At 30.1% G+C, this 11606-nt stretch carries 8 protein-coding genes; all 8 read right to left on the reverse strand.

The genetic code is table 11. The features are described from left to right. Window position 1 precedes the first annotated feature (1 nt). The 8 genes from BW723_RS00875 to nirD all read right to left on the reverse strand — a co-directional run bounded on the left by BW723_RS00875 (window position 2) and on the right by nirD (window position 11357). Entirely contained in the window at window positions 2–1435 is a 1434-nt protein-coding gene (locus tag BW723_RS00875; protein WP_068363868.1) for a rubredoxin, read from the reverse strand. Further along, on the reverse strand, window positions 1432–4953 hold the full coding sequence (locus BW723_RS00880; protein ID WP_068363865.1) for a nitrate reductase: 3522 nt from the start codon (window positions 4951–4953) through the stop codon (window positions 1432–1434). Before BW723_RS00880 ends, BW723_RS00875 begins: the two co-directional genes overlap by 4 nt. A 163-nt stretch (window positions 4954–5116) precedes the next feature. Then, window positions 5117–6538, reverse strand: a complete 1422-nt coding sequence (locus tag BW723_RS00885) for an MFS transporter (RefSeq protein WP_068363862.1) — start codon at window positions 6536–6538, stop codon at window positions 5117–5119. A gap of 171 nt (window positions 6539–6709) precedes the next feature. Then, a complete protein-coding gene (locus BW723_RS00890) occupies window positions 6710–7369 on the reverse strand; it encodes a response regulator transcription factor (RefSeq protein WP_068363859.1) in 660 nt (219 codons plus the stop codon). An 86-nt stretch (window positions 7370–7455) separates the two neighbouring features. After that, a complete protein-coding gene (locus BW723_RS00895) occupies window positions 7456–8475 on the reverse strand; it encodes a zinc-binding metallopeptidase family protein (protein ID WP_068363856.1) in 1020 nt (339 codons plus the stop codon). A 71-nt stretch (window positions 8476–8546) separates the two neighbouring features. Beyond that, window positions 8547–10367 carry a sensor histidine kinase gene (locus tag BW723_RS00900; protein WP_068363853.1) on the reverse strand — a complete coding sequence of 607 codons (1821 nt, stop codon included), beginning with the start codon at window positions 10365–10367 and terminating at the stop codon, window positions 8547–8549. 18 nt (window positions 10368–10385) lie between these two features. Continuing rightward, window positions 10386–10970, reverse strand: a complete 585-nt coding sequence (locus BW723_RS00905; RefSeq protein WP_068363850.1) for a DUF4202 domain-containing protein — start codon at window positions 10968–10970, stop codon at window positions 10386–10388. A gap of 9 nt (window positions 10971–10979) precedes the next feature. Next, window positions 10980–11357 (reverse strand): nitrite reductase small subunit NirD, encoded by a 378-nt coding sequence (nirD, locus tag BW723_RS00910; protein WP_068363847.1) that lies wholly within the window; start codon window positions 11355–11357, stop codon window positions 10980–10982. Window positions 11358–11606 lie beyond the last annotated feature (249 nt).

The raw sequence follows: 11606 nt of genomic DNA on the forward strand, positions 1-11606 counted from the left end.
TTTATTTTACCAATACTACTTTTTCAAAATTACTTTTAGGAGCTTCGCAAAGAGGGCACTCGTAATTTTCTGGAAGCTCTGTAAATAAGGTTTCTGCTGCTATATTTTGAGTTATATCTCCATATGCTTCATCATAAATGGTGAAACAATCTTGACACTGATATACTTCTAATTCAATCTGTTCTTTTTTTACTTCTGTATCTTTTTCATCTTCTTTTTCACTACCTAAATCATCAAAATACAACTGACTTAACTCCATTAACAAACCTGGTAATTCTACTTTATCTACATCTTGAACGTGCATAATATATTGTCTTGTATTCGGATCAAAGTCTTTGGCATACAACAAATTATAAGTATCTCTTGTTAGAAAATTACCAATCATTTCTGGTTGTTTGTTTTTCTGAACTACTATAGATGTAAAATAATATGAAGCTTTGCTGTAATTTGTAATCGCAAAAGTTAAACCATAAGTACTAATATCATTTTGATCGAAATTAGCCACTAAGTATTTTTTTAGGTTTAAAGCCTCTTTATTTGCCACTGGTAAATGCCAATTTAACTCTAACATTGAGTGACGCACATTGATACCTCTTTTACCCAAAAATTTTTCCCAAATTAATTTAGATTCTCTAGGAATTCCTTTTACAATAAAAGATTTCCAAGGAGTAATAGAAATTTTACCAATCTTATTTTCTGAACATAATTCGCACATTTCCTTTAGAAAAGAAATATCGTATTTGTTGTTCCTCCAATACAAGCCCAACCAATATTTATCAGATCCTATTTTATTCATCCCTTCAAAATATGGAAAAGGGTAAAAAGGAACCTCTAAAGGTTTATCTACAGTTCTATTATTTGCATCTAAAGCATCGTTTACTAATTCAAAAATAGTTTCAATAGTTTCTGGTTCTTCTTTTAAAATATGTTCTATTGTGGTTTCTATTTTATCTAAATCCCAAGTATAAATTAAAGCAGGATACATTTTTATTTCATCCCAACCAGGAAGTCTGATGTACAAATACCAATAATCTTCGTGCTCTGAAGCAATAAAATTAATATGCCCTGTAAATAAAGGTACTAAACGTTGTTTTGGGTCTGTAATATTAATTTTTAAGGTTGATTTTGATCGGAATTGTTCTAAAATATACAAATATCGATCTCCTGTTAACCAAGAAGTACTTGGAAAAATATCTGCACAAACATAAGAAGACACAATATTCTCTATACCAACCTCATCTGCTTCTACCACTCGCAATTTATCAAATTGAGATAAATCTTCTTTTTTAACTTTTTTAGGCAATAAAATATCTTGTCTAGAACCAAAAGAAATAGTTTTTTGACCTAAGCTTTCTACAGATTCGCAAATGTATTTTAGTTCTCCGGGAGATAGAACACCACCTTTTACAATAACTCGATTCAATTGCTTTCTCATACCTTTACTTTAGCGTTATTCAAAATTTCTCTTACCTCAGTTTTACAACTTCCACAACCTAAACCAGCGCCTGTTTTATTACATAATTCTGTAAAATTTGTACAACCACCTGCAATTGCCTCTTCTATATTACCTGCACCAACTTGACTACAAGAACAAACTAATTCACCCAACATTGGCACATCATTAGAAGTACCTCTTAACAAAGTGTCTCTTTTATCAGACATTTCGATTTTGCTTTCTATCATTGTTTTGAATTCTGCAAACTCGTTTTTATCGCCCATTAAAACAGCACCAATTAACAAATCGTCTTTAACAATACACTTTTTATAGTATCGTTTAGACATATCTGTAAATATAATTTCTTCGTAACTATTATCGTTTTCTGGCACTTTAATTTCACCTATTGAACAGAGATTTAAATCATTGAATTTTAGAATATTCATTAATACAGAACCTTTGTAAGATTCACTAATATCACCTGCAATAAAGTTGGCTAAAATTCCTGCTTGTTCTTCTGCTGCAGAAGTAATACCAAATAATTGATTGTTGAATTCTGCAATTTCTCCGATAGCAAAAATATCTAGATGTGAAGATTGTAAATGTTGATTTACTTTTACTCCTCTACCACACACAATTCCGTTATTTTTTGCAATTTCTATATTTGGTCTAGTACCAATTGTATACACAATTGCGTTTGCTGTAATGTATTTTCCTGATTTTAGGTTGATGGTTAATTCGCCTGTTTCATCATCATCAAAAACAGTACTTACTTCATTATCAAAATAAATTTGAATTCCTCTTTCTTGCACATCCAAAGACAATAATTTGCTAGAAATTTTATCTAATTGACGCTCCATTAATCTAGATGCTCTTTGTATGATGGTTATTTTAACATTCTTGTGTTTCATTGCAGCAGCTAATTCTAATCCTAATAAACCACCACCAACAATAACAACGTGTTGCTCTTCTGGAGGCAAACCTGTATTGTCTAAGTATTGTTTAAATTCATCTGCATCACTTTTATTACGCATAGTAAAACGACCAGGTAAATCTATTTGCACATCTTTTGGAATAAAAGCTCTACTACCTGTTGCTAAAATAAGCTTATCAAAAGTATGCGTTTCTCCATTTGAATCTGTAACTATTTTAGCTTCTTTATCAATTTTATCAATTAAAGTTTCTGGATGAATATGAATCTCTAAATTACTTAATTCTGCATTTTTAATTTTTAATAACTGCTGCCAAGTCAATTCTTCTGTAATGTATTCTGGCAACAAAACACGATTATAAAATAGGTTAGATTCTTTAGAAAAAACGTGAATTTCATCTACCTCATTATAATCTCTATAATTTTGTAAAAAACGAAAAGCTGCAGCACCTGCGCCTGCAATAATTATTTTTTCTTTTGGTTTTTTATATTTAGAAACTGAAACCGAAGTAAATTTAAAATCTGGCTCTTTAGAAACAGGATCTATATGTGTATTTGTTAAATTATTAGCTCTATTTAAATTGCTTTTTAAAACTTTACCCCAATGCATAGGCAAAAACACAACACCTTCTTTTATGGCATCCGTAATTTTTGCACGTACTCTAACAACACCATTTGCGCTTTTTATTTCTGTAACATCACCATCTTTTATTCCGTTTAAATATGCATCAACAGGATTAATTTCTAGCACAGGTTTTGGATAATGCGTTTTTAAACGCGACACTTTTCCTGTTTTTGTCATTGTATGCCACTGATCTCGAATACGACCAGTTGTAAGAATTAATGGGAATTCTTGATTTGTTTTTACTGATGTATTTTCTATGGTTGATGGAACATTAAAAATTGCTTTTTGAGATGGTGTATAAAATTTTTTATCTTCAAAAAGACGAGGAGTACCAGAATGACGATATTCATTTACTGGCCATTGAAAAGTACCTTCGTTTTTTAAACGATCGTAATTTAAAAAAGAAACATCAATATTTGTGCCTTTTGTCATTGATGCATATTCATCGTAAATTTCTTCTGCACTATTATAATTAAAACCTCTAAAACCCATTCTTTGGGCAAAATCACAAAAAATTTCTACATCTGGTCTTGCTTCTCCTGGAGCATCAATTTCTTTTGGCAAATAAGAAATTCTACGTTCAGAATTTGTCATTGTACCTTCTTTCTCTAACCAAGCAGCTGCTGGTAAAACCAAATCTGCATATTTTACAGTATCTGATTTATGAGAAATTTCTTGCACCACAACAAACTTAGAATTTGCCATCGCTTTTTCTATTTGATGCGAATTTGGCAAACTCACTAACGGATTTGTACAAGCAATCCAAACTGCTTTTAGTTTTCCGCTTTCTAAAGCATCAAACATTTCTGTTGCTGTTAAACCAGGTTTGGGTGATATTTTATCTACACCCCAAAACTGTGCAACTTCTCTTCTATGCTCTTCGTTACCTAAATCTTTATGAACTGCCAAAAGGTTAGCCATACCACCAACTTCACGACCACCCATTGCATTTGGCTGGCCTGTTAAAGAAAATGGACCTGAACCAGGTTTACCAACTTGACCTGTTATTAATGATAAATTTAAAAGTGATGTATTTTTATCTGTACCAATAACACTTTGATTTAAACCCATTGCCCACATACTAATAAAACCTTTTGATAGCCCAATTATTTCTGCAGCTTTTTCGATATCATCTTCAGAAACTCCACAAATTTTTGAAGCTTTTTTAAGGTTTGTATCTAAAATTATTTTTCTATAATCCTCAAAACCTTGAGTATGTTTTTTTATAAAATCTTCATCAATTAAACCTCTTTTATACAAACGTCTTGCAATTGCGTTGTACAAAACTACATCTGTACCCGGAATTAATTGTAAGTGTAAATCTGCAAAATTTGCAGAATCTGTTCTACGAGGATCAATTACTATAATTTTTACGTTCGGGTTTTCTTCTTTTCTTTTTTCTATCCTTCTAAACAAAATTGGATGACACCAAGCAGGATTTGCTCCTGTAATTAAAAAGCAATCTGCCAATTCTATATCTTCATAAGAAACTGGCACACTATCTTCTCCAAAAGTTTTTTTGTAACCCACAACAGCAGAACTCATACATAAACGTGAGTTTGTATCGATATTATTTGTACCTAAAAAACCTTTGGTTAATTTATTTGCGATGTAATATTCTTCTGTTAAACTTTGTCCTGAAACATAGAAAGCCACTGAATCTGGCCCGTGTTTTTTTATGATGGATTTAAATACATTTGCAGCTCTATCTAAGGCAGTATCCCAAGAAACTCTTTCTCTAGGATGAGAACGAGACCAACGCATTTCTGGATATAAAATTCGATCAGAAACATCATTTGCAACATAATGTAAATTCATTCCTTTAGAACATAACATTCCTCTATTTACAGGATGATCTTTATCTCCTTCAACAAAAACCTTGTTGTTAATGTCTTTTTTTACGATAATTCCACAACCTACTCCACAATAAGAACACGTTGTTTTAACTTCATTTTTGATCATTTAAACTAAGATTTTATACTAAATACGACATTAAATTTTCACAAACCAAACATTGAGCTTATATTTCTTTACAACCTAAATTAGTTTGGTAGATTTTACATCAAGAAAAACGAACTCTTATTTATTGTTTTTTTTCCTCAAGAATAATATCAACCAAATATTTTTACTTTACAGGTATTAATTCTGGAATTATTTCTTTTACTTTTTCTGACACTTCTAAAGACTCATCTTCTTTAGAAAACTTAATCGTTAAAGACATAACTGCTGTTGCAATTACCACAAAACCAATTAATAAATACCCACTAGAAACAGCACTTGATGAAGCTACAGATTGTGCTGCCTTAATAGCTTCTTCTCCTAAACCTTCATTAGCCGCAATAGCTGCTTTTTCTGCTACAGCAGATTTAGATTTTAATAACATTGCTGCTAAAAAAGCACCAACATTACCACCTGCACCAACAATACCAGAAACAGAGCCAATTGCTTTTTTATTGATAAATGGTACAACAGAAAACGTAGCTCCCTCTGCCATTTGCACACTTAAACTAAAAGAAATTAATAAAACAATTCCTAAAATTATACTTGTTGCTCCTGAAAAGGAAATTAACATAATTCCTTGTAAGGTTAAGATAAAAGACAAAAATAAAACTCTACCTCTTAAACCATTTAATTCCCCAAATTTATCACCAAAAAAGCCTCCTAAAGTTCTTGCAAAAATGTTCATTAAAGCAAAAGACAATACAATATTACCTGCTGTTACTCTTTCTAATTGAAAGGTATTTTGAAGGTAATCATCCATTGTACCATAAACTGTTAATTCAATTCCAAAACTTGCTGCATATACCACAAAAAGAATCCAAACTCTGTAATCTTTTAAAACCTCTAAAAAACCAATTTGATCTTTTTTAGTAACAATCATTTCTCCTGAAGTTTTTAATTCTTTAAAGTTTCCTTTTGGAGTATCTTGTGTAAAAAAGAAATAAACAATACCCATTAAAAAACAAACAACACCTGCAATAACCATAGAATATCTCCAAGCATCTGCATCAGAAACACCAAAAGCTACAACTGCTCCTGCAATTAAAGGCATACCTAATCTATTGGCACCACCACCTAAATTACCCCAACCTGCAGAAGTTGCGTTTGCAGTACCCACAATATTTGGCGCAAACATTAATGAGGTATGCACTTGTGTTATTACAAAAGACGCACCTATAAAACCGATAAATAATCTACAAACTAAAAACTGAGCAGGTGTTTGCACTAAACCACATAGAATAACAGGAATTGCACCTAACATTAACAACCAAGTATAACATAATCTTGGCCCGTATTTATCACATAATTTACCTATTAGTAAACGTACAAAAACAGTTCCTGAAACTGCTAAAATAATTGAGTTCCATTTTTGATCTGGTGTTAAACCTAAATCTCTTACTACATCTGGCATAAATGGCACAATACCAAACCATGCAAAAAAGCACATAAAAAATGAAATAGATGTAATCCAAAAAGTGCGAGTGGATACATTTTTAAAATTTAACAAACTTAGTTTTGTAGCTTTCTCTTGAGTTAAAGTAGACATAATACATATATTCATATCACAAAACTAAGTATAAATACTTAATTTTAAGTATAAAAAAATACGTGTATTTTAATTATTAGGAAATTAACAATTACACAATACTGATTTTAAAGATATTGTAAAATTGAAGTTAAAATATGATTGTTTTAAAAAAGTGCTTTTACTTAGTAGTTATATTAACTGATATTCTTTAACCTTATTCGTTAATTCCATTAGATTTTTAACCTCTAATTTCTTCATTAAATTAAAACGATGCACTTCTGCTGTTCTTTTACTAATTTTAAGTTCATCAGCAATATCTTTATTATTTTTTAATTCTAAAACTAAGCCTAAAATCTGCCTTTCTCTTTTAGTTAATTTAAAAGGCAATTGTGTACTTACTTTTTTAGAAGCATCAACACTTGTGGAATTTCCGTTTACAAAATTATTCATTATAATAGAAGAAACATCACCAGTAAAGTATTTACCGCCAGAAGCTACTTTTATCACAGCTTTTAAAAACTCTTCTTTACTTGACCCTTTTAACAAATAACCATCTGCACCTGCTTGTATCGATTTTACCACATATTCTTCTGAATCATGCATAGAAAGCATTAAAGTTTTTACATCTCTAAAATGTTTTTTAACTTCTGCAACCGCCTCAATTCCATTCATTTCTGGCATACGTATATCTATAATTAAAACGTGTGGTTTATTTTTAGAAAGTACTTCTAAAGCTTCTTTTCCATTAGAAGCCTCATCAATTACAGTAATTCCTGATTGATCTTCTAATAGCGCTTTTATTCCATCTCTTACCAAAACGTGATCGTCGGCTAACACTACATTTATCATAATTAATTATAGATTTTATACTTACAAAAATAAGAAATTTAAGTAAAACTACGTATTTTGAATAATTCTGTTAAGTTGATATTAAATTATTTCAGATTCCAACTGTTATTAAATAATAAATTGTGAATGAACTCTAACTTATAATAAACAGGTTCTGGAATAACAAAAGGATAAATATCAGGTAAGCCCATAGCTCTATTTAAACTATTAGCAGCCGAAGTTAATGTAATGCTTGCATTAAATATTTTTCTGAAATCTTTAATTTTATAAGGATCATCGAAATTAGAAACACAATCTTTAGACAATATTGTTTTAGAATTTGCAAAAGAAATACCTAAAGAACTTGCTGTTTCTAAAGTATCAATAATATGTAGATAATGTGCCCAAGTTTCTGCCCAATCTTCCCAAGGATGTGAACTTGCATAATTACTTATAAAATTCAAGTTCCAATCTTTTTGTGGGCCGTTTTTGTAATGCGCTTCTAAAGATTTACCATAATCTTTTCTTTCATCACCAAAAAGCTTTCTAAAACTTTGTAAGTGTTCTTTTTCGAAAAACAGCATCCAATAATAATGTCCTATTTCGTGCCTAAAATGCCCCAACAAGGTTCTATAAGGTTCGTTCATCTCCTTTTTTAATTGAGCTCTATGAACAGCATCAGCCTCAGAAAGTATTATAGTTACCACACCATTTGCATGACCAGTAAGTTTATTTTCTTTGTTGTTTTCTGATAAAAAATCAAAAGCAATACCTTTATTATTAAGATTTTTTGCGACTAATGGTAATTTTAATTTATACAACTGATATATTAATCGATGTTTCGCAAATTCTAATTGTTCACATTTATTAAAATCATCAAAATCTCTTTTATTGGGTATTACTCTATTTAATTGGCAAGCTGTACAAAAATCATTCTCATCATTAATATCTATCAACCAATTACAATTATTATAAATATAATTTTTACAAAATTTTAAATCATTATCTTCTGGTACTCTAAAATCATCATCATCAATACTATAACCTAAAGTACTATCACAATTTTCGCAACTTGTATTCTCAAAATAAACGGTATTACTGCAATTTGGACATTGAAATACATTCATAACTAATTTAGATATTTTATGATAAAAGTATTCATAATAAATATTGTACAAGAAATTTTATGAATAATATATTAAATTGTGTGTAAAGGAATATTTAAGGTTACTCTTGTACCTTTTCCTAGTTCAGAATTTAAGAACAAACGACCATCAATATACTTAATCCTTTCTTTCATAAAGGTCATTCCCATTCCTCCATCACCATTTTTAACTTTTTTTACTTTAGCTGGCTCAAAACCCTTACCATCATCATCTATAACAATACTTAACATATTTTTACTGTGAGAAAGTGACACTAAAATATGTGAAGAATCTGCATATTTAATTGCATTATTTATAGCTTCTTGAGTAATTCTATATAAATTTATTTCAGTTAAAGAATCTAATCGTTGATTGAAATCTGTTTTATTAAATAAAAGAATTTCTTTACCTGTAAGCTTACCCAATTCTTGAGTTAATTTTGATATTGCTGGTACAATTCCATGATCTGATAATTCTGGTGGTGTTAAATTAAAAGTTGCTGTTCTAACTCCTTTTATAATACTGGTAGTCAATTCTTTTAGGTGCTCTATTTTGGTTTTAGACTTTTCTAAATCATCTAAATTTATGCTTTCTAAATTAAATTTTAAGCCTGTTAGCATTTGCCCTATTCCATCATGAACATCTTTTGCAATCCTATTTTGTTCTTTTTCCTGATTTTCTATAATCTTGCTAGAAATTATTTTTTGCTGGCTCATTTTCTCTTCGAAACTAACCTTTGTTAGCCTCTCTACCTCTATCTGAGCTTCTTTTCTATCTGTAATTTCTGATGCAATAATCAATAATTCTGATTTATCTTCTGTAGGCCTATAAGGTATTATAGACATTTCTAACCAAATAGAAATATTATTTTTAGCAGTTGCTTTAACCTCTCCTTGCCAACCTATTTTTTTATGTTTATTTATTAAATTTTCTATTACAACTTTTTCGTTTTCATTGATTGATAAAAGGTCCCAAAATAAAATTTCTTTATTAAAGTTTGATAATCGAAATAGACGCGAAAACTTATTACCCATATGAATTAAGTTTCCTGTTGGAGAAATTCTGGCAAACAATAAGGTTTCATCCATAGCGTGACTCAGTGCTCGTAATTCTTTAACAGATTCTGCTTTAGCAACACTTAATTGATCTGCATCGAAAGCCATTTTTTTTGCTCTTTTTTCTGCCAATAATAATTCTGATAACGTAGCTTTTACTGATTTTGCAGTTGGCCAAAAAATGAATAAAAACTCACCTAAAAGAATTACCAAGGTTAATGCCATTAAAAAGAATTCTAATTTTCTTAACCAAGCCACTTTTTCATTTGCTTCTAAATCATATTGATTTACAATATCATCCATCTTTGCTAAAAAAGAACCTTCATTTTGAGTTACTTTTTTTATATCTGTAGCTAGCACATTAATAGATAATTCTGAGTTTAATTCTATTTTATTTATGATAGATTTTGAAGCTACTTCTATAGTTTTAAAAACAGGATTGATCTCTTTAAAACGTCTTTTTATCTCATAACTATTTTCTGCTGGCAAACCTAAAGAATCGTTACCATTTTGTAGTGCATAATGAGACAACTCCCACAAAGTCAAAGTGTTTTTAATTCTATTTTTTAGTTGATTTTTAGTAAGTTCTTGATCTGAAATAGATAAGGAAAGAATATCTTTAGTTAATTTCTGACTTAACATTCGTTGCCTACCAGCAACGTTAATTACAGTAGAATCGCTTTCTTGATTTGCTAAGTGATTACGAACCAAAACCTGACTTACAATTACAGAAAGTGCAATTGCACTTAGCGCAAGAATATACAAACGGCTTAACTTAGAAAACGTACGCTGATCTAAAGAATTACCGTTTTTTGTCATTTATAAATTGCTTTTTTATTATGAGATTGCTTGCTTTACTAAAGCCAAACTTTTATCAGAAAAAGGAATAGTTAAAGCAGCTTTATGCCCTTTATCTGACATTTTTACCCAAGTCTTTTTTAAGATATCAATTACTTTTTCATCATTATGTTTCACTGCAAATTCATCAAAATAATAATCTAAAAAAACCAAACAAATAGTATCTTCTAAAGTTTGAGATTCTTCGTTTTTCTTAATTAATTTCTTTAAGATAATTTTCTTTACTCTTTCTTGAAACTGCTCGTCAAAACCTACTTGTTGTAAAATTTCTACAGTTAAATCTGCGTGCATTTTTTTAAGCGTTTCACGCCATTTTAAATACCCAACTCTGTCCATAGGATATTCTTTTCTTTCAATTTTCCACCTGCAAATGTGCTGTGCTCTTGCTGCAATTTGTAATGCTTTAGATGCATTAGGCTCAAATTGAAGTAATTTTCTTGTCATTCTTTGCGAGTACAACAACTCTTTAGCATACTCTAACCCATCAACTTCGTATGTATTTGGGTCTTCAGCATTTTTTTTATCTATTAAGGCAATTGCAGTTTCGAATCTTGTTGGCTTCATAAAATAGCTTTATTCTGAAAAGCCAATATACACAATTTCACCTTCTATTTTAACAGGATATGTGGCAATTTTAAAATCTTCTCCAGTTAAATTAGATCCGTCTTCTAGAGAAAATGTTTTTTTATGCAAAGGACAAGCAACTTTTGGAGTTCCTTTATCATCACCAATCATACCTCTACTTAACACCATTTCCATTTTATGAGGACAAACATTTTGACAAGCATACCATTTATTTAATCTTGCAAAATTAAAAACAGCAATTTGTTTGTTTTTGTATTTTACACAAGCACCACCATCTAAAGGAAAATCTTTTACAGTTGCAGCTTTAAACCAGATTTTTACATCTTCTAGTTTTGTTGATGAGTATTGTTCTAAAATTTGTTCCATTTTAATATTATTTAAGGCCTCCTCTAATCCCTCAAAAAGAGGGGATTATCACTGTAGTGGTGAACCGTTTTTTTTTAGTTTTTATTTTTAAATGATAATTATACTTACTAGAATCTTCAATAACTTTATAAACTTGTGCGAGCGTTAGGCATTACAGCATTTGTTTGAGCTCTTTTTTCTTTTTCAGAAAAAAAGCGAGTGCGTAAAGCCCGTTAAAACGCCCAAATTAATATACTTTTTATTTATACC

Origin of the sequence: Polaribacter reichenbachii, from assembly GCF_001975665.1 — a bacterium.
Classification (GTDB): Bacteria; Bacteroidota; Bacteroidia; order Flavobacteriales; family Flavobacteriaceae; genus Polaribacter; species Polaribacter reichenbachii.

Excerpts from the sequence above, each read along its gene's own strand:
- BW723_RS00890 (WP_068363859.1), bottom strand. The coding sequence starts at position 7,369 with ATGATAAATGTAGTGTTAGCCGACGATCACGTTTTGGTAAGAGATGGA.
- BW723_RS00905 (WP_068363850.1), bottom strand. The coding sequence starts at position 10,970 with ATGAAGCCAACAAGATTCGAAACTGCAATTGCCTTAATAGATAAAAAA.
- nirD (WP_068363847.1), bottom strand. The coding sequence starts at position 11,357 with ATGGAACAAATTTTAGAACAATACTCATCAACAAAACTAGAAGATGTA.
- BW723_RS00875 (WP_068363868.1), bottom strand. The coding sequence starts at position 1,435 with ATGAGAAAGCAATTGAATCGAGTTATTGTAAAAGGTGGTGTTCTATCT.
- BW723_RS00895 (WP_068363856.1), bottom strand. The coding sequence starts at position 8,475 with ATGAATGTATTTCAATGTCCAAATTGCAGTAATACCGTTTATTTTGAG.
- BW723_RS00880 (WP_068363865.1), bottom strand. The coding sequence starts at position 4,953 with ATGATCAAAAATGAAGTTAAAACAACGTGTTCTTATTGTGGAGTAGGT.
- BW723_RS00885 (WP_068363862.1), bottom strand. The coding sequence starts at position 6,538 with ATGTCTACTTTAACTCAAGAGAAAGCTACAAAACTAAGTTTGTTAAAT.
- BW723_RS00900 (WP_068363853.1), bottom strand. The coding sequence starts at position 10,367 with ATGACAAAAAACGGTAATTCTTTAGATCAGCGTACGTTTTCTAAGTTA.